This window comes from Gaoshiqia sediminis, from assembly GCF_025907915.1.
Classification (GTDB): domain Bacteria; phylum Bacteroidota; class Bacteroidia; order Bacteroidales; family Prolixibacteraceae; genus Gaoshiqia; species Gaoshiqia sediminis.
Map to the genome: position 1 here is coordinate 178784 of NZ_JAPAAF010000001.1, position 21689 is coordinate 200472.

18 protein-coding genes are annotated in these 21689 nt (G+C 47.5%); 11 read left to right on the forward strand and 7 right to left on the reverse strand.

Translation table 11 applies throughout. The features are described 5' to 3' along the window. Positions 1 to 4: 4 nt before the first annotated feature. The gene (locus N2K84_RS00765; protein WP_282589845.1) at positions 5 to 997 is read right to left on the reverse strand and encodes an endonuclease/exonuclease/phosphatase family protein; all 993 of its coding nucleotides are present in this window, start codon (positions 995 to 997) and stop codon (positions 5 to 7) included. Positions 998 to 1014: 17 nt separating this feature from the next. After that, positions 1015 to 1614, reverse strand: coding sequence for an HAD family hydrolase (locus tag N2K84_RS00770; protein WP_282589846.1), 600 nt, complete (start codon positions 1612 to 1614; stop codon positions 1015 to 1017). Between the two features lie 104 nt (positions 1615 to 1718). Here N2K84_RS00770 and N2K84_RS00775 point away from each other — a divergent pair, with 104 nt between their 5' ends. Beyond that, the gene (locus N2K84_RS00775; RefSeq protein ID WP_282589847.1) at positions 1719 to 2102 is read left to right on the forward strand and encodes a hypothetical protein; all 384 of its coding nucleotides are present in this window, start codon (positions 1719 to 1721) and stop codon (positions 2100 to 2102) included. A gap of 58 nt (positions 2103 to 2160) precedes the next feature. Here N2K84_RS00775 and N2K84_RS00780 read toward each other — a convergent pair whose 3' ends face one another. Together N2K84_RS00780 and N2K84_RS00785 are read right to left on the reverse strand one after the other, a co-directional pair. Then, positions 2161 to 3453, reverse strand: a complete 1293-nt coding sequence (locus N2K84_RS00780) for an aminotransferase class I/II-fold pyridoxal phosphate-dependent enzyme (protein ID WP_282589848.1) — start codon at positions 3451 to 3453, stop codon at positions 2161 to 2163. Positions 3454 to 3634: 181 nt separating this feature from the next. Further along, entirely contained in the window at positions 3635 to 4018 is a 384-nt protein-coding gene (locus N2K84_RS00785; RefSeq protein WP_282589849.1) for a co-chaperone GroES, read from the reverse strand. Positions 4019 to 4257: 239 nt separating this feature from the next. Here N2K84_RS00785 and N2K84_RS00790 point away from each other — a divergent pair, with 239 nt between their 5' ends. From N2K84_RS00790 to N2K84_RS00815, 6 genes are all read left to right on the forward strand, one after another. Further along, a complete protein-coding gene (locus N2K84_RS00790; protein WP_282589850.1) occupies positions 4258 to 5466 on the forward strand; it encodes a glycoside hydrolase family 88/105 protein in 1209 nt (402 codons plus the stop codon). Between the two features lie 223 nt (positions 5467 to 5689). Continuing rightward, on the forward strand, positions 5690 to 7084 hold the full coding sequence (locus tag N2K84_RS00795) for a pectate lyase family protein (RefSeq protein ID WP_282589851.1): 1395 nt from the start codon (positions 5690 to 5692) through the stop codon (positions 7082 to 7084). Positions 7085 to 7160: 76 nt separating this feature from the next. Then, a complete protein-coding gene (locus tag N2K84_RS00800) occupies positions 7161 to 8165 on the forward strand; it encodes a pectinesterase family protein (RefSeq protein ID WP_282589852.1) in 1005 nt (334 codons plus the stop codon). Positions 8166 to 8181: 16 nt separating this feature from the next. Then, the gene (locus N2K84_RS00805) at positions 8182 to 8988 is read left to right on the forward strand and encodes a rhamnogalacturonan acetylesterase (RefSeq protein WP_282589853.1); all 807 of its coding nucleotides are present in this window, start codon (positions 8182 to 8184) and stop codon (positions 8986 to 8988) included. Between the two features lie 4 nt (positions 8989 to 8992). After that, complete coding sequence (locus N2K84_RS00810; protein WP_282589854.1) at positions 8993 to 9979, forward strand: pectinesterase family protein; 987 nt, start codon at positions 8993 to 8995, stop codon at positions 9977 to 9979. Positions 9980 to 9998: 19 nt separating this feature from the next. Then, on the forward strand, positions 9999 to 11663 hold the full coding sequence (locus tag N2K84_RS00815; RefSeq protein WP_282589855.1) for a glycoside hydrolase family 28 protein: 1665 nt from the start codon (positions 9999 to 10001) through the stop codon (positions 11661 to 11663). 138 nt (positions 11664 to 11801) lie between these two features. Here N2K84_RS00815 and N2K84_RS00820 read toward each other — a convergent pair whose 3' ends face one another. From N2K84_RS00820 to N2K84_RS00830, 3 genes are all read right to left on the reverse strand, one after another. Beyond that, positions 11802 to 13184: an MFS transporter gene (locus N2K84_RS00820; protein ID WP_282589856.1), complete on the reverse strand. Its 1383-nt coding sequence runs from the start codon at positions 13182 to 13184 to the stop codon at positions 11802 to 11804. 41 nt (positions 13185 to 13225) lie between these two features. Continuing rightward, positions 13226 to 15133, reverse strand: coding sequence for an AMP-dependent synthetase/ligase (locus N2K84_RS00825; protein ID WP_282589857.1), 1908 nt, complete (start codon positions 15131 to 15133; stop codon positions 13226 to 13228). A gap of 412 nt (positions 15134 to 15545) precedes the next feature. Then, positions 15546 to 16592 carry an aldose epimerase family protein gene (locus N2K84_RS00830; protein ID WP_282589858.1) on the reverse strand — a complete coding sequence of 349 codons (1047 nt, stop codon included), beginning with the start codon at positions 16590 to 16592 and terminating at the stop codon, positions 15546 to 15548. 196 nt (positions 16593 to 16788) lie between these two features. Between N2K84_RS00830 and N2K84_RS00835 the strand changes: the two genes are divergently transcribed. The 4 genes from N2K84_RS00835 (at position 16789) to gluP (ending at position 21568) form a co-directional block, all read left to right on the forward strand. Next, entirely contained in the window at positions 16789 to 17787 is a 999-nt protein-coding gene (locus N2K84_RS00835) for a GntR family transcriptional regulator (RefSeq protein WP_282589859.1), read from the forward strand. Between the two features lie 162 nt (positions 17788 to 17949). Next, positions 17950 to 19008, forward strand: a complete 1059-nt coding sequence (locus tag N2K84_RS00840) for a UDP-glucose--hexose-1-phosphate uridylyltransferase (RefSeq protein ID WP_282589860.1) — start codon at positions 17950 to 17952, stop codon at positions 19006 to 19008. Positions 19009 to 19029: 21 nt separating this feature from the next. Continuing rightward, entirely contained in the window at positions 19030 to 20319 is a 1290-nt protein-coding gene (locus N2K84_RS00845; RefSeq protein WP_282589861.1) for a galactokinase, read from the forward strand. 31 nt (positions 20320 to 20350) lie between these two features. Then, the gene (gene gluP, locus N2K84_RS00850; protein ID WP_282589862.1) at positions 20351 to 21568 is read left to right on the forward strand and encodes a glucose/galactose MFS transporter; all 1218 of its coding nucleotides are present in this window, start codon (positions 20351 to 20353) and stop codon (positions 21566 to 21568) included. Positions 21569 to 21689 lie beyond the last annotated feature (121 nt).

Below are 21689 nucleotides of genomic sequence, written 5' to 3' on the forward strand. Positions count from 1 at the left end.
ATTTTTATCTGCTTAATTTCAGGTAAACCGGAAAATGATCGGAAACCCCGCCATAATAGTTGGGTCCGCCATAAGTGCGGTTTGGCGAAATATCGCCATTTTTATTTTTGTATTCCATCCATTTTTCGTGGAAAATGAAACCCGGCGCCGTGGTAACAAAACCTTTACCGTTCAGCACTGAGTTTGAAACAATCAGATTGTCCAACATGTTCCAGTTACCCCGGTAATTGTAGCTGCCCAGTTTTTTATCTTTCAGCGGAAACATCAGGTTTGTCAACCTGGAATCGCTGTTTGGGGCTTTGGCCCCCAAGGTCGAAAGCAGACTGGCATTGCCGGGCTCATCGTTCATGTCGCCCATGATGATGATTTTTGCATCGGCATCCCGGGCTAGCAATTCATCCACTTTATTTTTCAGTACGTGTGCTGCTGCCATCCGGTTTGGTTCCGTTTTATCCAGACCGCCAATGCGCGAAGGCCAGTGGTTCACAAAGAAATGAATTTTATCACGTCCAAGCTGGCCGTACACATGCAGTATGTCGCGGGTTTTAAACCGGGGATTGACGGGGAGCGCTTCGTGCATAATCAATTTAAATTCCCTGGGACGATACAGCAGGGCCACATCAATTCCCCGGTCATCAGGGCTGTCCTGATGTACAATCCGGTATTTCCCGTTGGACATAGCTTTTGTTTTTGCCAAATCTTTCAGTACCGTCAGGTTTTCAATTTCGCACAAACCAATCACTTCCGGCAATTCATCCGGATTGATATTAGTCAGTACCGATGCAATATCGTCCAGCTTTTTTTGATATCGTTCGGTGGTCCATTGTTTATCGCTTCCCGGCAGAAAATCGTTATCATTTTTGTGCGGATCATCCACTGTGTCGAACAAATTTTCAACATTATAAAAGACAATGGTGGCCTGTTTTCGTTTGGCTGACGACTGACAGGAAACAGCCGATATCCCTAAAAGCAGCAGCAGGGCAAATTTAATTTTCATACAGGCAGGGAATCAGTTTAATGTCCGATGGTTACATCGTAAAAGTCTTTCACGTCCACCACCATCATGCCAGCCTTTTTTGCCGCTTCGATGCCCAGGACACCATCTTCGAAAACCTGGCAAAATTGCGGCTCCACGCCCATTAGCTCGGCGCAGCGTAAAAAGGTTTCGGGGTGGGGTTTGTAATTTTTTACGTCTTCGTAGGCAACAATGATGTCGATGTATTTGTCAATACCGATCAGCTCGAGCGACTTTTTTGCCAATCGTTTCAAGCCGCCTGTGCCCACGGCCATCGGTATTTTCCCGTGATATTTTTTTATAATTTCAACTACCGGCCTAATCGGGACAGCTTGGTGCATGTTGTTTTCATATTCCATTTCTTTTTCGTCGCCCATTTGTTGCGGGTCGATGGAGGTGCCAAAGAGTTCATTCAGCTTTTCAACGGTAGGGTATAGCGGGATGCCGGCCAGCTGCCCGAACAGTTCAACCGTAAAATCAATTCCGTGTTTGGCGGCAGCATTGCGCCAGGCGATGTAATGAATGGGCATGGTATCGGAAATGGTGCCGTCCAGATCGAAGATGAGGCCTTTTGCTTTCGGGTCAATGTCTAAAATCATAGTTTGCTTTTGTTAAAGGAAGCTACAAAAATAACTATTTCAGCAGGAACGCGTTCATTTTTTACTTTACCAAAAAATTAACACATTTACCCAAAATCAAAATTATGGACCGTCAAACATTTTTAACATTAACCACCAGCTCGCAGTGGATCCTGTTCCTGGCCGTTTCGCTGGTTATTTATTCGTGGGTAGAACGCCGGAAGCGTGTTCAGCAAGCAGGGCAGCTGCTTTTCTTTTTGCTGGGCATATTTTCTTTCTGGGTCATTTCCAGCCATCAGATTGTTGTGCCCGAAGTGCTGGCTAACCAGCCTGCACCAAAAGAAGCCAAAGCGCTCACCTATTTTTCGGGCTTATTACTGACGGCGTTTCTTGGTCTGGTAGGTTTTATCCTGGGCCTGATCAAAACGGGTTGGGCAAAAGTGCCAAACCTGATCCTGGTGCCGGTGGCATTATTCTTGTTTTTTATGGTTTACCAGTTGCAACGGTAATAAAAAAGCTGCTTGTCAGGCGACAAACAGCTTTTCAGGATTAAAATATTGGTATGGCTTATTTTTTCGAATCTTTGCAGGCATTGTAAATGCCATCGAACAATTCTTTTACATCGGCAGCAGCAACAGCCGAGAAGGCTACGCGAATTACGTTGCTCAGGTTGATGATCCCGATGCTGTATTTTTCGATCAGGATTTTTCGAATTAGTTCTCCATCCAGCCCATCGGCCAATTGTACGCACATAAAATAGCCCGAGTTGTAAGGCAGCGCCGTAAAATATTCGTTGTACTTTTCATCTTTCAACACTTCTTTTACAGCATGGTAGCGTTCGTTCATGATGGTGAATTTGGCTTCTTTTTGTGCTTGATAGGCCGGATCTTCGAAAGCGGCCAGCAACAGCGACTGTGAAATGTTGGCTGCATTGGAAATGTTTCCACGCACAGCCCCGGCAGTTTTAGCTTCCAGTGCGGTATATAGTTCGGCATCGCCGCCTTTAATTCCGTAAGTCATAAAACCAACGCGGAATCCCCACACGTAATCTTCTTTGGTAGGGCCATCAATTTTCACGGCCAGCACATTTTCGTGCAAGTCGCACAGTTGGCTAAAAATACTTTCGGTTTCCACGCCTTCTTCGTAAACCAATCCGAAATAAGCATCGTCGGAGAAAACAACAATTTTGTTGCCTTTTTCAGCCGACTCTTTAATAATTTGGGTGATAGCCTTGGCTTCCTCAATAGTTGGTGAATAGCCGGTTGGGTTGTTCGGGAAGTTGAGGATCAGAATTTTTTTGCCGATACCGTCCGCTTCGAGGCTGGCTTTAAAGGCATCCAAGTCAAGCTGATTGCCTTTGAAGAGTTTGTATTTCTGCAGTTCGGCCCCGTAGGCGTGGTTTAAAATCAGGTTGTAGTTGCCCCAAAACAAATCGGGAACGATTACTTTTTCGCCTTCATCCACAAATAAGTAGCCAGCCATGCTCACTCCGTGGGTTAGCGCGTTGGTGACCACCGGCAGGCTCAACACTTTGTTTCCGATGCTCGGGTTTTTCTCGTAAATCATGCTTTTCCAGCGGGCGCGGATGTCTGGTCGACCAAAGCTTGGCGCATACGGAAATACCAGTGACGGATCGAGCTTCACATTGCTTTCAATGCTTTCCAATCGCATCGGCGAACCGTTATCTTCAACAGCTGCCCCAATGGTTGCGTTGATTTTAGTGCCTTTTGCATCGGCTGTTTGTCCGAGGATGCCTTTTTTAGGAAAGAAAATGTTTTTACCTTTTTCAGAAAGTAATTCGAATATGACCGGATTTTTTTCGCGGATGATCTTGTTTAATTCTTCAGCTTGTGGATTCATTGTCAGAAATTTAACTTTTACAGAATCGTTATTCATTTTTCAGTTAGTAAAATCAGGCGCAAGATATTAAAAAAACTTGATCTGATTGCTATGCTCTTTTAAATTGAAATTAAAACTCAATAAATATTTATAAATCGTAAATATCAAGGTCAAATATTGGTCTTAAAATGTCAATTCGTAATTATTTGAACAAATCTTCGTCGCGGATAATCATCAGAATGGCGGAGTGGGGCAAAATGATGTATTTTTCTTTGTTGAATTCAATTTCGAAACCGCTTTTGTGCAAATAAATAGCCAGGTCGCCTGCCTGCGCCTGCAAAGGCACATATTTTACCTCTTCTTTTTTTTCTTTCCACGGTTCTGCCTCGTCGGTCATGGCCGGAATCGGATAGCCCGGGCCCACTTTTACAATGTAGCCGCTGTGTACTTTTTCGTTTTCCTGCACGGTAGGGGGCAGATAAAGTCCCGATTGGGTCTGGCCTGCCGGGCTTTTGGGCTTAATCAGTACCCGGTCGCCCACCATGATAAACTTCTGCAAATCCTTTTCTTCAATAATCAATGACATGTTTTTTTATTTGCAAAGATAGTCGGAAGAAACAGAGCTTTGAAAAACCGGGCCGGACAAATCGTAAAAAAAGGATGGCTGGTGCTGTTTGATTCTTTTAAAAGAGTTCAACAGATTGATAATTCGAGCGTATTGATAATTTGTCCCCCCTGAAAAATCAATATAACGGGGGAATGGGCTTGGGGGATGATGTATTTTTGTGGTTGAACTTGAATGTTAAATTTAATCCATAGTACCCAATGAAACCATTCAAAATTTTCATGTTTTTGATGCTGGTGGCTTCGCTTCCGGTAATGTTCTCTTGCAAACAAAGTGAGCCTAAAACTACCAGTCCGATTGAGTGGGCTGTAAAAATGGCCGATTCGGATATGCAGCGCAATCCCGATGCCTCCATGCTCGATTTCAGTCCGGTACCCCGCTGGAGCTATACTCAGGGCTTGGTCACTTTGGCCAATCAGCGTTTGGCCGCCCAAACCGGTGATCAAAAATATTACGAGTATGGCTTGGCTTATGCCGATAAAATGATCGATGATGACGGAAATATCGATACCTATAGCCTCGAAAAATATAATGTTGACCTGGTGAATTCGGGAAAAATCCTTTTCGAAATTTACGAGAAGACCGGCAACGAAAAATACAAAAAGGCCATGGAATTGTTGAACAGGCAATTGGAAACGCATCCGCGCACCAGCGAAGGAGGTTTCTGGCACAAACTGATTTATCCGCACCAACTGTGGTTGGATGGTGTTTATATGGCCGATCCGTTTCACGCCCAATTTGGTGTTGTTTTTGGTCATCCCGAAGCCTTGGACGATGCCGCCAATCAGGTGCTGGTGATTCAAAAACATACCCACGACAGCATTACCGGTCTGAACTTTCATGGATGGGACGAAAGCCACGAACAGCGGTGGGCTGATCCTGAAACCGGGCGCTCGGCGCACATCTGGGGCCGTGCACTGGGTTGGTATTTTATGGCCATCGTTGATATTTTGGATTTCTTGCCGCAAGATCATCCTAAAAGAAATGATTTGATCGCGGTATTGAACACAGTGGCTGAGGCCGTTGTGAAGGTGCAGGAAGAAGAAACTGGTGTGTGGTATCAGGTACTTGACATGGGCGGACGTGAAGGAAACTACCGCGAGTCAACGGCTTCGTGCATGTTTGTATATGCCTTGCTGAAAGGAGTTCGGATGGGCTACCTGGATGCTTCCTACCTTGCGCCCGCCCAGAAAGGGTACGAGGGCATCTTGAATAATTTCATCCGCGAAGAGGAAGATGGCACCATTTCTCTGACACAATGTTGTGCTGTGGCTGGCCTGGGAGGTAATCCATACCGCGATGGTTCTTATGAATATTATATTACCACACAAATCCGCGACAACGATCCCAAAGGTGTTGGGCCGTTTATTATGGCCAGCATCGAAATGCATAAAGCACAGAACAAGTAGATCAGTTCAAGATAGAATTATGGGGAAGGGCAAGCGCAGTTTTTGTGTTTGCCCTTTTATTTGTTGAGGGAGGCTTTTTCAATATTTTTTGGTTTTGCCGAATTGCCGGTTCTTCCGTTCCTGCTGTTTTTCGGCAAAATGTCCCCCATCATTCAGCAATATGAAGGCAGTTTAATTTCAGTCAGATCGTACTTTTACTTTCCGAAAACCAATTCTCAATCAAATGAAACTAAATCAAATCGCGAAGGCCGTTTTAATTCTCGCAGGCCTTGCACTCTGCTTCAGCATAAATGCAGCAAATTATTCGTCACACAATTATAAACCGATCGCGTTTCCAGGTGCTGAGGGAGCAGGCAAATATGTTACCGGCGGGCGTGGAGGAAAAGTGGTGGAAGTGACCAACCTGAACGATTCGGGCGAAGGGAGCCTGAGGGCGGCTTTGCAGCAAAATGGGACGCGGACGGTCGTTTTCCGGATTTCCGGTACCATCAATCTGAAATCAGAACTTGAAATTAATGAGGGTAACCTTACTATTGCCGGTCAAACTGCTCCCGGCGACGGCATTTGTGTGAAAGGTTTTCCAACGATAATCAGAGCCGACAATGTGATCATCCGGTTTCTTCGTTTCCGTTTGGGAGATATTAACCATGTGCAGGGCGATGCTGTAAGTTGTCGCAACCAGCGCGATATTCTGATCGATCATTGCAGCTTTAGCTGGGCGACCGATGAATGTGCCTCGTTATACGAGTTGCACCAGTCCTCCATACAATGGTGCCTGGTTGCCGAAAGCCTGAATAGTTCAGTCCATGAAAAGGGTGACCACGGTTACGGCGGTATCTGGGGTGGAGACACGGTGAGCTTTCACCATAACCTGTTTGCGCACAACTCGAGCCGCAATCCGCGTTTCAACGGCGCCCGCTACAATGTGCCCTGGAACGACCTGGTTGATTTTCGTAACAATGTCATTTATAACTGGGGGATTAACAGCACGTATGCCGGTGAACGTGGCAAGCATAATCTGGTGGCCAACTACTACAAGCCGGGGCCTGCCACATCCAACGGTGTCCGGCAGAGAATATTCAATGCCTTTCGTTCGGCAGATAGATATCCGTTTGGGCAGTTTTATATTTCCGAAAACTACATGGAAGGAAGTGAAACGGTTAGTCGGGATAACTGGGCTGGAGGTGTGGACCTGGACGAAGGCGCCGTGCTGGAACAGGTGAAGTCCGATAGCCCGTTCTTTTGTGTGCCCATCCCGAAACAAACAGCACATGAGGCCTATCAGGCCGTATTGAAGTCGGTTGGCGCAAGCGTAAAACGCGATGCCGTTGATGCCCGGATTATCGCCGACGTCAAAAACGGTACAGGTACCTGCATGGGCAAGATCAGTGAAAAACCGGGCATTATTGACACGCAGGAAGATGTTGGCGGCTGGCCCGAACTGAAATCGTTGCCCGCACCTCAGGACTCCGACCACGACGGCATGCCCGATGCCTGGGAGAACAAACACGGAATGGATCCAAAGAACGCTGCCGACGGCAATCAATACCAGTTGAATGAAGCTTACACCAACCTGGAAGTCTATCTGAATGAGTTGGTCAGCTATTTGATTGAATAGTGGTAATTCGTCATTATGTCATTTATTGTCAATGGACAACCCGAAACTCAAAACTTGAAACTCAAAACTCCTTTTTATGAATAGGCTAAAATTATTACTGTTGACACTGGCGGTTCCGTTAGGCCTCCTGGCTAACGTGGGGCAATCAGTTGAGGCATCTGCCGATTTTGTGGTTGATAAATGCGGAAATGGTGATTTTACTACCGTTCAGGAAGCGATCGATGCAGTGCCGGATTTCCGAAAAAGGGAAACGGTCATCTATATAAAAAACGGCATCTACAAGGAAAAACTGGTATTACCTGCCAGCAAAACCAGGGTTACTTTTTTGGGTGAAGATCGCGAAAAAACTATCATCACGAATGATGATTATGCACAAAAGCTGAATGCCTTTGGCGAAGAAATGGGAACAACCGGCTCGTCAGGCTTTTTTGTGTTTGGCGACGAGTTTCGGGCCGAAAATATCACCTTTGAGAACAGCGCCGGCCCGGTTGGTCAGGCCGTGGCTGTGCGGGTAGATGGCGACAAAGCCGTATTTGTTAACTGCCGGTTCCTCGGTTTTCAGGACACGCTCTACACGCATGGCGACCGTAGCCGTCAGTATTATAAAAATTGTTACATCGAGGGAACGGTTGATTTCATTTTTGGCTGGTCTGTGGCTGTTTTCGAGGGATGTGAAATTCACTGCAAAATGAATGGCTATGTTACGGCTGCCTCTACAAACGAGAGCAACCGGTACGGTTATGTTTTTATGAATTGCAAAATTACCGGAGATGGCGGAGAGAGTACGTTCTATTTGGGCCGTCCCTGGCGCCCTCATGCCAAAACTGTTTTCTTGAATTGCTGGCTCGACAAGCACATCAAAACCGAAGGCTGGAACAACTGGGGAAAAGAAACAAATGAACAAACCGCCTTTTATGCCGAGCACAACAGTTCCGGTCCGGGCGCCAATCCGGAAGCTCGTGCAGCGTGGTCGCACCAACTTACTGATGAACAGGCCGCGACGTACACGCTCGATCAAATTTTTGCTGCAGGCGTTGTTTCTCCTGCCTTTGCCGACGATTGGATCCCGATATCAGAATAAAATTCAATTGATAAAGATGAAAAAACTACTTTTAGCTATCCTGGTCTTTGTTGCGTTTTCATGCAAGACAGGTAGCAATGACGTCAACGAACAACGCCCGCAAAAAGTGTTTCTGATTGGCGACTCTACCGTGGCCGATTACACCTTGGAAGCAGATTATCAAACCCGGCGCTATCCGATTGCCGGCTGGGGGCAGGAGTTTCAGCCCTTCATGCACAAAGACAGTCTGGCTTTGTTGGCTGGCTTGATTCAGGCAGACAGTGTGATCGTGGACGACCGGGCCAAAGGAGGTCGCAGTACCCGGACCTTTTTTCAGGAAGGACGATGGCGCACCGTGTACGACGAGATGCAGCCCGGCGACCTGGTGCTGATGCAGTTCGGGCACAACGATGCTGCCGAAAATAAGCCCGAACGGTACGTCAATCTGGAAGGCTACAAAGAGTTTTTGCGCCTGTTCGTTTCGCAAACACGCGAAAAAGGTGGTATTCCGATCCTGCTCACGCCGGTAAACCGCAATTACCCGTGGGAGAATGGTGTACTGACCAATGTGCATGGCGAATATCCGCAGGCAGTAAAAGACATTGCCGCAGAAATGGATGTACTGCTGATCGACCTCACCCAAGCTTCGTGCAAGCACTTTACCCGAATGGGCAAGGAGTATGTTACTGAAAAATATTTCATGAACCTGCCTGCCGGCATTTATGAAGCCTATCACGATGGACAAACCGACAATACCCACTTCCAGCCCGAAGGTGCAACCGCAGTGGCACAACTGGTGTTCAACGGATTGAAAGCACTGAATAAACCAAACAAAATGAATTAACGATATGACTTCACTAAAATCTTTAACATTGCTGGGCCTGTTCCTGCTATTGTTTGCCGGAATGACAGCAGCCCAGGATCGCTACGAAATGGTGGTGGCTGCCGACGGAACGGGCGATTTTACCACGATCCAGGCCGCCATTGATGCCACCAAAGCATTTCCCGATAAACGAATTACCATTTTTATTAAAAATGGCGTGTACCGAGAAAAGGTGCGCGTGTATTCGTGGAACACCTTACTGACGTTGAAAGGCGAAAGCGCCGAAAAAACCATCATTACCTGGGACGATCATTTCAGTAAAATAAACCTGGGACGAAACAGTACCTTTCACACCTACACGCTAAAGGTGGAAGCCAACGATTTTATAGCCGAAAACCTGACCATAGAAAATACTGCCGGACCGGTTGGCCAGGCTGTTGCCCTGCATGTAGAGGGCGACCGCTGTCAGTTTCGCAATTGCCGGATGACGGGGCATCAGGATACACTCTACACTGCGGGAGAAGGACGGCGCCAGTATTTTAAAGACTGTTTTATTGAGGGTACCACCGACTTCATTTTTGGCGAAGCAACCGTGCTGTTCGATAACTGCATCATCAACAGCAAGAGCAACTCGTATGTTACTGCTGCCAGCACCCCTCAGGGAATGCCCTTCGGTTATGTTTTTCTGAATTGCCGCCTGACCGCCGATGAGGGCGTGGACAAAGCTTATCTGGGACGGCCCTGGCGCGATTTTGCCAAAGTGGTTTTCATCCGTTGCGAAATTGGACCGCATATCCTGCCGCAAGGTTGGGCCAACTGGTCGAAAACCGACCGAGACAGAACTGCTTTTTATGCCGAATACGAAAACACAGGTCCGGGTGCAAATCCTTCCCAACGGGTGGTTTGGAGCCGTCAGCTGACGAAAAAGGAAGCGAAAAGATATACGGCTGAAACTATTTTTAATGCCGGACAAAACACTATCTCAACCAACGATAATTGGTGGAAAGAATAATTTTAAAAATCAAATTGATATGAGACGAATTTCAACCGTATTATTTTTTAGTTGTTTACTTGCCTTCGTTGTGGCCTGCCAGCCTGCGCAGCAGCAAAAGGCAGAAGTGAAACAACAGTTACCTTTCGACATGCCCGAAGTCATCATCCCAACTTTCAGGGCCGATACGTTCAACCTGGCTGATTATGGCGCCGTTGGCGATGGCAGTGTGTTGAACACCGAAGCTTTTGCCCGTGCGATAGAGGCGTGCTCGTCGGCGGGCGGTGGCGTGGTATTGGTGCCTTCCGGCTTGTGGCTTACAGGCCCCATCACCATGAAAAGCAACGTGAACCTACATCTGCAAAATGGCGCCCTCATTCAATTTACCGCCGACCTCGACCAGTTTCCCTTGGTTGAATCTTTCTTTGAAGGGTTGACTGAAGTGCGTTGCCAGTCGCCCATTAACGGGAACGACCTGGAAAATGTGGCCATCACCGGGAAAGGGATCATCGATGGGAATGGCGGCCACTGGCGCCAGGTGAAAAAGGAAAAGCTGACCGAAGGACAGTGGAACAAGCTGGTGGCTTCAGGCGGCGTGGTGGTGCGCGGAAATCGATGGTATCCTTCCGAAGCATCGATGATTGGCAACGAAAAGAAAGAACTGCTGCCCAAAGAACGCACCATCGAAAGTATGGAACCATTCAAACATTACCTGCGTCCCGTAATGGTGAGCCTGGTAAATTGCAATCAGGTGCTGCTCGAAGGGGTGACTTTTCAGAACTCACCGGCCTGGAACGTGAATCCGCTGATGTGTGAACATATCACCCTGAAAGACTTAAACATTCGTAACCCGTGGTTCTCGCAGAACGGCGATGGGCTTGATCTGGAATCCTGCCGCATCGGCCAGGTGATCAACTGTAACTTCGATGTGGGCGACGATGCTATTTGTATCAAATCGGGCAAGGACGAAGAAGGCCGCAAGCGCGGCAAACCTACCGAGTTGATTGTGATCCGCGATTGCACGGTGTACCACGGGCATGGCGGTTTTGTGGTGGGCAGCGAAATGTCGGGCGGCGTGCGCAAGATGTTCGTTTCAAACTGTACTTTCATTGGCACCGACTGCGGCCTTCGGTTTAAAAGCTTGCGCGGACGCGGCGGCGCGGTTGAAGATATTTACATGGAAAACATTCGCATGACCAACATCCCCACCGAAGCCATTCGTTTTAACTTGTTCTACGGAGGTAAGTCGCCCGAAGAAGATCCGATGACCGGCGATGTGGTGATTGACGAAATCCCTGTGGATGAAAAAACTCCGGCTTTTCGCAACATGCACTTCAAAAACATTGTGTGCGATGGCGCCGAAAAGGCTGTGATGATGCAGGGCATTCCCGAAATGCCGGTTGAAAACCTTGTTTTTGAAAACATGAAAATCCGTTCGAAAGAAGGCATCTCGATCAATTACGCCCGGGGATTGACCTTCAAGAATGTGGAACTTCACGTAGATGGTGGCCACGCGGCCCGGATTACCAACAGCCAACAAATTGCCTTCGATGGCTTCTCTGCCAGTGGGCACGACAAATTGTTCCGAGTCTCGGGCGACCGTACCAGCGACGTGCAAATTAAAGCAGCCGATGGACAAACCATCAGTTTTAATGATATTGAGTATTTGGAGGGACTGAAAGACCAGATCAAACTGGAAGAGTAGTTTTTCTCTGACTTTTGGTGGAACAAGAAATACGTACGTAATTTTTTCCAAGCCGGAATCCTGTTTCAGGGTTTCGGCTTTTTTCTGAAATGAAGGAAAACTATAGCCCGATTTTGCCTTTAAACTTTTTCCTTTTTCTTATTCTTCCCGTTGCATTTTTCCCCGGTTGAACGAAAAATAAATACCTAAAACACTGAGGGTTGAAAAGCTGATGAATGCCCATTTTATTGCTCTCAGGAACAAATCGTCGGATACTGTTTCAATGGCCTGGTTGCCCATCAGGCCGGCAAAGAAAAGCGTGGCAATGGTCATACTGGTGATTTGCCCGATCACCCGCATGGTGGCTGCCGTGCCTGAGGCCAGTCCGTAGCGGGTTTTGTCCACCGAACTCATGATGGTGTTCATGTTGGGCGAGGAGAAAAAGGCAAAGCCCAAGCCCACCCAAGCAAGTAAGGCTACCAGCAGTCCAATTGGTGTTGTGTCCGAAACAAAAGCAAAGGCAGCTAGTCCCACTGTACACATGCTCATGCCCAGGGTGGTAAGCCAGCGTGGCTGAATATGGTCCGAAAGCCGGCCTGCCACCGGCGAAAAGAGGGCCATCATGATGGGTTGGGCCACCAAAATGGCCCCAGCATCGCGTGGCGACAAGCCTTGTATTTTCTGGAGGTACAGGCTCAGCAAAAAAACGATGGCGAAGGTGGCGCTGTAGTTGATCAGCGCTGCAAGGTTCGAATAGGCAAACAGGCGGTTGCGGGTGAATAAACGTGTTTCGATAACCGGTAGGGCAGAGCGGCTTTCCAGCGCCCAGAAAACGACCAGCGCCAGCATGCCGCCAGCCATGAGCAGCCAGCCCGAAAGGGAGGGGATACGGGCCGATCCATATACCAGCATAACCAGCCCCGTCATGTAGAAGGCAGTTCCTTTCAGGTCGATCGATTTGTTGCCGTTAGCCGGCTTGTCGTCTTTCCCCAAAAACAGAAAGGCCACCAGGGTGGTCACTGTTCCCAGCAGGGTGGAAATGTAAAAAATCGACCGCCATCCCAGGTATTGGGTGAGTAGCCCGCCGGCAAAAGGGCCGAAGGCGAGTCCCAGGTAAACTGCCGATACGGATATGCCCAGTACTCGTCCCCGGTATTGCGGCAAAAAGGCCGACACCAATATGGCCGGGCCGGTGGTACTGGTAAAAGCCGCGCCAATGCCTTGCACAAAGCGAAACAAAATGAGCCAGAAGCCGGATGGGGCGAATCCGCACAACAGCGAAGAAAGGGTAAAAATGGCAACCCCCAGCTTAAACAGGCGCCGGATGCCGGTCAGGTCGCCCCAACGGCCAACAGGCAATAAAAACATGGCCGTGGACAGCAAAAACGAAGTGACCACCCAGCTCAGCGTAACGGCATCGAGCCCAAAACTTTTTTCGATGGCGGGCAAGGCGATGTTTACTGACGAGATCAGGAAAGTACCCATAAATGAGGTAATGGCGACAATTGCCAGGATGGAAACTTGCTTGTTGGTCCAGTGCATCAGCTAGTTTGAGTGATTACAAATTCTCCAAAATATTTACGTCAGCTATTCCACTTGGCGATGGCTTGCAGGTTGCGTTCGTTGACTATGATTTTTGCTTCGGCTGTGTACACGAAGGCCAGTTCATCGGCAAAATATTCGGTAATTTTTCCACGCACCATTTTCATGGTCGAGTTCAGCAGGTGGTTTTGTTCAGTAAAGGCTTCGGGCAATACGGCAATGGTGGCCGGGAGCCAGCGTTCGGGGAAGGTGTTTTCGAACTCACCCCCAGCTTTATATTTGTCGATTTCAGCCTGGATCAGTTTCAGGCTTTCCGTATTTCCTTCTTCGCTGCCGGGGTTGATCCCCTTGGCTGTCAAAATCCGGTTGATGGCTTGGATGTTGGGGACAATCATGCCCGAGGTGTAGGCGTTTTGATTATTGTAGAGCATACACTGTTCAATCAGGTGCGATTGCTCTACAATAGCTTCTTCAATGCCTTCGGGGCTGTATTTTTCGCCGTCGTTGCCAATCAGCAAACTTTTGAAACGGCCCAGCACGTAAAGGAACCCGTCTTTGTCGAGGTAGCCCATGTCGCCCGTATGCAGCCAGCCGTTTTTAATCGTGTCGGCTGTTGCAGTTGGGTTGTTCCAGTAGCCCAGCATTACGTTGTCGCCTTTTACAATAATCTCACCTTTTTGGTCGGTGGGCATTTCGTTTCCGTTGTCATCCACAATTTTCAGCTCCATGTATTTCACCAATCTGCCCGATGAGCCAAACTTAATGGCATGGAGCGCGTTGGATGAGATTACCGGTGCCGCTTCCGACAGGCCGTAGCCCTGGCACATGGGAATACCGATGGCATAAAAGAAACGTTGCAACTCAATATCGAGCAGGGCGCCGCCGCCAATAAAGAAACGCAGCTCCCCGCCAAAGCTTTCGCGGATTTTCGAGAACAGGATTTTATCGTACAAAGCCAGCAGGGGTTTGTAAACAAAGCGAAGGCCTTTCCCTTTGTTGTACCCGTTGCCATTGTATTTATAGGCGATTTTTAGTGCGTGGTTGAACAGGTTCTCTGCGGTTTTCCCTTTTTGCCGGATGCCGGATTCAATTCCCTTGCGAAAATTTTTGGCAACGGCCGGAACGCTCATCAATACGTTTGGCTTAATTTCTTTGATATTCTTCGGGATGTTTTTCAGCGTTTCCATCGGGCTGTTGCCCATTTCGAGCGATGCCACGCTGGCGCCGTTGTACATGAAGCAATACAGGCAGGCGGTGTGGGCAAAGGCGTGGTCCCACGGCAAAAAGGCCAACGTTTTCCAGTCGGGGGTAATTTCCATCAGCGTGTTGGCCTGCACCACGTTGTCGGCATAATTCAGGTGCGACAGCATGATGCCTTTCGGGTCGGCTGTGGTTCCCGAAGTATAGGAAATGTTGGCCAAGTCATTGGCGACAACCGATTTCCATGCGCTTTCTGCCAAACTGTTATTTTCGCGAAGAAAAGTTTTTCCTGTTTGGACTACATCACAAAAGAAAAGATCGTTTTCACCCGACTCTTCTTTTTCATCCAGGTAAATAACTTTTTCCAGTTCGGGTAGTTCGTTGCGTATTTCTTCAATTTTCGGGGCCTGCCCTTTGGAAACGATCACCATGCGGCAACCGGAATGAGCCAGCCGGAACTTCATTTCGGTTTTGGCGTCCAGCTTAACGGAAAGGGGCACATTGATCGCCCCGGCATATAAAATTCCCAGTTCGCTGATGATCCATTGGTTCCTGCCTTCCGAAACCAAGGCGATCCGGTCGCCTTTCCGGATTCCAAGCGCCAGCAAACCGGCCGCAAATTGTATCACTTTTTCGCGGGTTTCCCGGTACGTGGTTCCTTTGAATTCGCCGTTCGATTTTTCCCAGAGGTAAATGTTGTCGGGATATTTGCTGACACTGGTTTCAAAAAGCTCAACAATGGTTTTCATAAGCTACAGGTTTTTGAAAATGACAGTCTCAAAAGTAACAAAATTCGCCAAAATGAAGGCAGAAGTCATCAGGGTGCCTTTAAAAAATAGTTCACCTGTTCAATGCGCACATTCCTCGAAAACTCTTCCTGTCTGATTTGTTTCCGGCAGATGCAGGATGAGTTAATGTGGGTTTTCCACGGGGCTATGGCATGTTGGTTACGACGTGTCGTGACCGTACCTGGCTTTTCCGTTTTGGGTCGTTTCTGATTTTATTCAGCGTGTAAGGATATGGTATGCCGTGGCCGGACGGAGGGTGACGACCTTAAAGGGGGCGTTTGATATCTTCTATGAGAAAAGATGGCATATTAGTCCCTACAAAGAGATTTCCTTGTAGAAGGCATAAAAAAAGAGGCTTTTCAGCCTCTTTCTGTTATTTCGTTCCGAAATGGTAGATGGTGGTTTGCAGGTATTTTTCGCCGGGCCGCAGCACGGTGGATGGAAAATTGTCGTGGTTGGGCGAATCGGGATAATGTTGCGTTTCGAGCGCCACGCCCGAGTAGCTGCCAAACTTTTTCTGTCCGTCAATTTCCAGTTCCGGAATCCAGTAGCCGGTATAAAGCTGAATCCCCGGCTGGGTGGTGAAAACCTTCACCTGACGCCCGCTTTTGCCTTCCGACAGGCATCCCGCATAAATCAGGTTGCCGGCCTCATTGTCCAGCACGTAGTTCAGGTCGTAGCCATCAGCCAGACCGGCTATGTCTTTTCCCAGGCTTTTGGTTGAGGTGAAATCGAAAACAGTGCCTTCTACCGGAACAATGTTGCCGGTCGGGATCATTTCGTTGGCCTCGGTGATCTTTTTCGCCGTTAGCTCCAAATCGTGCCCCAGGATATTTTCTTTTCCGCCTGTCAGGTTAAAATAGCTGTGGTTGGTCAGGTTCACGATGGTTGCCTGGTCGGTTTCGGCTTCATACGCAATTGAAAGGTTATTCTCGTTGTCGAGCGTATAGGTGCAGCTAACCTTCAGGTTACCGGGATAACCTTCCTCTCCGTCGGGGCTCAGGTACGACATTTTTACACCCACCTTGCCGGCTTCTTCCTGTATCTCGGCCGACCAAACGCGGCGGTCAAAACCAATCAGCCCGCCATGTAAGTGATTGGGGCCATTGTTGATGGCGCCGGTGTATTCCACGCCATCAATGGTGTATTTCCCGTTTGCAATGCGGTTGCCAAAGCGACCGATAATGCAGCCAAAATAAGGATAGCTACCCAGATAGGAGTCGCTCAGGTAATCGTCCAGCTTGTCGAACCCGCACACAATATTGTCCAGGTTGCCGGTTTTGTCGGGGGCGACAACCGAGGTGATAATGGCGCCGTAGTTGGTAATATTTACGGTTACCTGCTGATCGTTTGTCAGGGTGAAAAGTTCTACGGTCTGACCGTCTAGGGTCGTTCCAAAAGATTTACTGGTTATTTTCATTTTATTGTTAGTTAAATTGAACTTGATTTATAGTTGCGAACGTTTTTTGAGTAATTGACCTCTGGTCGGAAATGTGGCATTTCTTCTGGTCAGGCATACAAATATATTTAAATCTTTCTTACTGGTAGGTACTGGTTGCTATTGGCTCCTTATTTTTTGTATTTTTGATTTTTAATACCTGACAAAATTAAACTTTGTGGAAAATATTCAAATTGACGACACGCTGGGAGTTCCCAAATATCGACAGATAATAAACTCTATATATCAGGCCATCTCAAATGGCGATTTGAAAGTGGGCGATAAAATACCATCGCTGAACCAGATTTGCGCCGAGTTCGACCTTTCGCGCGATACGGTGATGGTGGCTTTTAATGAACTGAAAGCGAAGGGCGTCATTAATTCTATTCCCGGGAAGGGTTACTATATTAATAGCACCGATATTAACCTGGATGAACGGATCTTTTTGCTTTTTGATGAACTGAATGCTTTCAAGGAAGACTTATACACCGCATTGTTGAATAGCCTGGATATCAAGTCGAACGTAGATATTTACTTTCACCATTTCAACTTTCAATTGTTCAAAGATTTGATTCATCAAAGCGTTGGCAAATACACGTCTTATGTCATCATGCCGGCCACGTTCGATCATACCGCAGACATTATTGCCGCCTTGCCGGAAGATAAAGTGTATATTCTCGATCGGTTAAAGGATGATTTGAAAGCTTTTCCGGTGGTTTATCAGGATTTTGAAGGCGATGTTTACCGGGCTCTTCAGGATGGGGAAGATTTACTGGCCAAGTACGACAAGCTGGTCATGGTTTTTCCGGGGGGAAAAGAACCCGAAGGCCGGATGATTGGTTTTCAGAAGTTTTGCGAGGAGCGAAACATTCCGTTCGAAATCCTGCGCAGCTTGCTGAGCCGTAAGATCCGTAAAGGCGAAGCTTATTTTGTTCCCTCCGACCGGAACCTGGTGCGCTTGGTGAAAATGGCTGCCGAGCAAAACCTGACCCTAGGAAGCGATCTGGGTATTGTTTCATTTAATGATACTGTTTTAAAGGAAGTGGTGGCCGGAGGCATCACTACTATTTCAACCGATTTCAAACTGATGGGCGAAAGCCTGGCCGGGATGATCGTTGAAAAGCGCCGGGAAAAGCTGGCCAACCCGGCATCGCTAATCCGGCGAAATTCGTTATAGTGGAATTGAATTGCTGATAAATCAAAAGCCTGTAGCTTTTCCCCGACACACATTGTACTCATCCTTTGGGGTATGTTTGAAAACATAAATAGTACACACGCCCCACAGCGGAATTTATGTATTTTTACCCACCAGTACCTACCAGTTGGAAAAATAGAGAAAATGAGCAATTTTAATATTGAAGATCATCCTCACCGGCGGTTGAATCCGCTGACAAATGATTGGATTTTGGTTTCGCCACACCGCGCTAAAAGGCCGTGGCAAGGGCAAGTGGAAAAGCCTGCTTTGGACGAAAGGCCCAAGTACGACCCGACCTGCTATTTGTGCGCGGGCAACGAACGTGCCGGGGGAAAGGTGAACCCGGATTATAAAGGAACCTTCGTGTTTACGAATGATTTCAGCGCGTTATTAACCGATACGCCCCATGGCGAAGTAAATGAAGGGAGCCTGTTCCAGGCGAGGAGTGAGAGCGGCATTTGCAAAGTGATCTGCTTCAGCGAAGACCACAGCCTGACCATCCCTGAGATGGAGGTTGCCGATATCCGCAAAGTGGTGGACGTTTGGTGTGAGCAATTTGAAGAACTTGGCAACACCGATGGTATCAATTACGTTCAGATTTTTGAAAACAAAGGAGCCATCATGGGTTGCTCAAACCCGCACCCACACGGGCAAATTTGGTCATCATCGTCGGTTCCGACCGAACCTGCCAAAGAATCGCAAACCCAAAAAGCGTATTTCGACAAGCACGGGCGGACGCTGTTGGGCGATTACCTGAAAGCTGAGCTGGATAAAAAAGAACGGTTGCTTGCCGAAAATGAGCACTTCGTTGCGCTGGTTCCGTATTGGGCCGTTTGGCCGTTCGAAACGATGATTATCAGCAAGCGGGCTGTTCAAAACATCCTTCAACTTACCGATGACGAAAAAACCGCACTGGCCGATATTTATAAGCAACTAACGGTGAAATACGACAATCTGTTTGAAGTGTCGTTTGCGTATTCGGCAGGCTTGCACCAGGCACCAACCGATGGGAACGACTACCCGGAATGGCACCTGCACATGCATTTTTATCCGCCGCTGTTGCGTTCGGCTTCGGTTAAAAAATTCATGGTCGGTTACGAAATGTTGGCCACACCACAGCGCGACATTACTGCAGAACAGGCCGCTCAGCGCTTGCGCGACCTTCCTGATGTCCATTATAAGACTCAAATCAATAAATTATAAAACTCAACCAGTGAAATTGTTATGGCAAAAATTAGTGCGTTAATTGAAAAAATAAACGGCGGGAACAATCCGCTGTTCCAGGAGTTGTATGGCGTTGATGCGGCTGTCTTGAACGAACAGGCTGCCCGCTATGCAGGGTTAATGGGTGAATTTGAAAAAATCTACGGAACGGACGAGGTGGCACTGTTCAGCTCGCCCGGGCGTACCGAAATTGGCGGCAATCATACCGACCACAACCACGGATGCGTATTAGCCGGAGCTGTAAACCTCGATAACATTGCTGTTGCTGCCAAAAACGGGACCAATATTATTCGGGTAACATCAGCCGGATATCCCGAATTTCAGGTTGACCTAAATGATTTGGCCATCGATGAGTCCCAGTTTTATACTTCTTCGGCTCTGGTGAAGGGAATTTGCGCCCGCATGAAAGAAAAGGGGTACGAAATAGGCGGCTTTGATGCCTGCATTGAAGGCCGTGTGCCGAAAGGTTCAGGCCTGAGCTCTTCTGCCTCTTTCGAAGTGTTGATTGGTGCTATTGTCAACCAATTGTTCAACGATGGAAAAATGAGCGCTGTGGAAAATGCCATCATCGGACAATGGTCTGAGAACAACTACTTCGGAAAACCGTGCGGTTTAATGGACCAAACCGCCTGTTCGGTGGGGGGATTGATCACCATCGATTTTGAAAACCCGGCAAAACCCATTGTAAAGGAGGTTGATTTCGATTTCGTATCAACCGGATTTGCTTTGGTTATTACCGATGTGGGCGGTGGTCACCACGACCCGGCCTCGCAGGCTGAATATGCATCGTTGCCTACTGAGATGAAATCGGTTGCCAACGCGCTTGGTGCCGAGGTGCTTCGCGAGGTGACCCTGGAGCAGATTGTTGAAAAGATTCCCGAAATACGCGAAAAAACCGGCGACCGGGCTATCCTGCGGGCTTATCACTTTCAGGGCGACAACCAACGTGTCGTAGATCAGGTTGCTGCATTGGAAAACAACGATTTTCAGGCCTTCCTGAAGATGGTGGTAGAATCGGGCTATAGCTCATACATGTACAATCAAAACATTTTTGATGTCGTTCATAAGGACGATCAGGTGGTTTCGTTGGCTTTGGCATTAAGTGAAATGGTGCTGAAAGGAGCGGGTGCCTGGCGTGTTCATGGAGGCGGTTTCGGCGGTACCATCCAAGCCTTTGTTCCGCAGGATAAATTGGATGAGTACGTGAAAACGCTGGAGCATGTTTATGGTGATGGAAAATGCCACAAACTGTTCATCCGAGCCAAAGGTGCAATCAAATTAGATTTTTAATCTTTCATACTAAACTTATAAACTTCCAGACATGAGTACTAAAAACAAGTATTTGTTCCCGTTGATTGTGATGGCTTCGTTGTTCTTCCTTTTCGGATTTATCACAACGATGAATAATTCAACGATTGAATTTCTGAAAGGCGCCTTTGGTCTTAACGATGTTCAAAAACAATTACCGAATACTTTCTTTTATGGCGCCTATGTGCTTTCAGTTCCTGTAGGGTTTCTGATTAAGCGCATTGGATACCGCTTTTCGATTTTTACCGGCTTGGCATTAATCGCGTTAGGTTTCTTTGCGAGTATCCCCGGTGTGGGGTTCGGGTATTATGGTTTTTTAAGTGCAGTTTCAATTTTTGCCATTGGGGTTGTTGTGCTTCAGGTGGCTGCTGCCCCTTATGTGGTTGCCTTAGGTCCTGCTGAAAGCTCTGCAAGCCGTCTGACCCTGACCAATGCCCTGAACTCTGTGGCAACGGTTATTGCACCGATTTTTGTATCCATTTTATTGGTCACTCCTGAACTTGCTCCGGGTGAAGTGCTTGAAAATTCTGAGATAAAGGAAATTGTGAAGAATCCGTTTATCGGGATTGGTGTAGTTACTGTTGTCATCCTACTGATCATGTTTTTCTTGAAACTACCTGATATTAAGGGAGAACAAAAAGCTGCCGAAGAAGCAAGCAAAACAAAACACAAATCAAGCGCTTTTAAATATCCGCACGTGTGGCTGGGATCATTGGCCATTTTCGTGTATATGGGCATTGAGATTGGTATCCCTAGCTTCTTTGCCGACTTTGCAAGTAAAACAGGTGCAGTAATCGACACATCCTCTACCGACATGCTGAAATTTTACTGGGGTGGACTAATGGTTGGCCGTTTGATTGGCATTTTTGTCCTTCAGAAAGCCAGACCGTCCTTAATTCTGTCGATTTGTGCCATTGGTGGCGCAGCCATGTTGACGGGGGCGATTGTGTTAACCGGCAATGTAAGCATGTGGTTATTCCTGGGAACAGGTTTGTTCCATTCGATTATGTGGCCTGTAATTTATAGTTTGGCACTGGAAGATTTAGGGCCTCATTCGGATGTTGCATCCGGTATTATTGCAACGTCGGTAATTGGTGCCGCTATTTTAATGCCTATTATGGGGGCTATCCAAACCATCACCGGATCGGTAATTATTGCCGTTAGTTGTTTGTTTGTTTACTACCTGTATCTGATATTCTTTGCCACAAAGGGTTCCAAAATAAGAACATAACAGCATCTGTTCGTATTTTTATGATTTAGCCACCTGGATTTGTCCGGGTGGCTTTTTTCATTCTTTAATGTTATAAAACACAATCACCAAAAAATCAGACGAGAATCAATAAGAGTACAAT

What these genes read in the sequence shown, in the direction of transcription:
- N2K84_RS00810 (WP_282589854.1), top strand. Translation starts at nt 8,993, where the DNA reads ATGACTTCACTAAAATCTTTAACATTGCTGGGCCTGTTCCTGCTATTG.
- gluP (WP_282589862.1), top strand. Translation starts at nt 20,351, where the DNA reads ATGAGTACTAAAAACAAGTATTTGTTCCCGTTGATTGTGATGGCTTCG.
- N2K84_RS00780 (WP_282589848.1), bottom strand. Translation starts at nt 3,453, where the DNA reads ATGAATCCACAAGCTGAAGAATTAAACAAGATCATCCGCGAAAAAAAT.
- N2K84_RS00790 (WP_282589850.1), top strand. Translation starts at nt 4,258, where the DNA reads ATGAAACCATTCAAAATTTTCATGTTTTTGATGCTGGTGGCTTCGCTT.
- N2K84_RS00820 (WP_282589856.1), bottom strand. Translation starts at nt 13,184, where the DNA reads ATGCACTGGACCAACAAGCAAGTTTCCATCCTGGCAATTGTCGCCATT.
- N2K84_RS00795 (WP_282589851.1), top strand. Translation starts at nt 5,690, where the DNA reads ATGAAACTAAATCAAATCGCGAAGGCCGTTTTAATTCTCGCAGGCCTT.
- N2K84_RS00800 (WP_282589852.1), top strand. Translation starts at nt 7,161, where the DNA reads ATGAATAGGCTAAAATTATTACTGTTGACACTGGCGGTTCCGTTAGGC.
- N2K84_RS00770 (WP_282589846.1), bottom strand. Translation starts at nt 1,614, where the DNA reads ATGATTTTAGACATTGACCCGAAAGCAAAAGGCCTCATCTTCGATCTG.
- N2K84_RS00785 (WP_282589849.1), bottom strand. Translation starts at nt 4,018, where the DNA reads ATGTCATTGATTATTGAAGAAAAGGATTTGCAGAAGTTTATCATGGTG.
- N2K84_RS00825 (WP_282589857.1), bottom strand. Translation starts at nt 15,133, where the DNA reads ATGAAAACCATTGTTGAGCTTTTTGAAACCAGTGTCAGCAAATATCCC.
- N2K84_RS00765 (WP_282589845.1), bottom strand. Translation starts at nt 997, where the DNA reads ATGAAAATTAAATTTGCCCTGCTGCTGCTTTTAGGGATATCGGCTGTT.
- N2K84_RS00830 (WP_282589858.1), bottom strand. Translation starts at nt 16,592, where the DNA reads ATGAAAATAACCAGTAAATCTTTTGGAACGACCCTAGACGGTCAGACC.
- N2K84_RS00840 (WP_282589860.1), top strand. Translation starts at nt 17,950, where the DNA reads ATGAGCAATTTTAATATTGAAGATCATCCTCACCGGCGGTTGAATCCG.
- N2K84_RS00845 (WP_282589861.1), top strand. Translation starts at nt 19,030, where the DNA reads ATGGCAAAAATTAGTGCGTTAATTGAAAAAATAAACGGCGGGAACAAT.
- N2K84_RS00805 (WP_282589853.1), top strand. Translation starts at nt 8,182, where the DNA reads ATGAAAAAACTACTTTTAGCTATCCTGGTCTTTGTTGCGTTTTCATGC.
- N2K84_RS00815 (WP_282589855.1), top strand. Translation starts at nt 9,999, where the DNA reads ATGAGACGAATTTCAACCGTATTATTTTTTAGTTGTTTACTTGCCTTC.
- N2K84_RS00775 (WP_282589847.1), top strand. Translation starts at nt 1,719, where the DNA reads ATGGACCGTCAAACATTTTTAACATTAACCACCAGCTCGCAGTGGATC.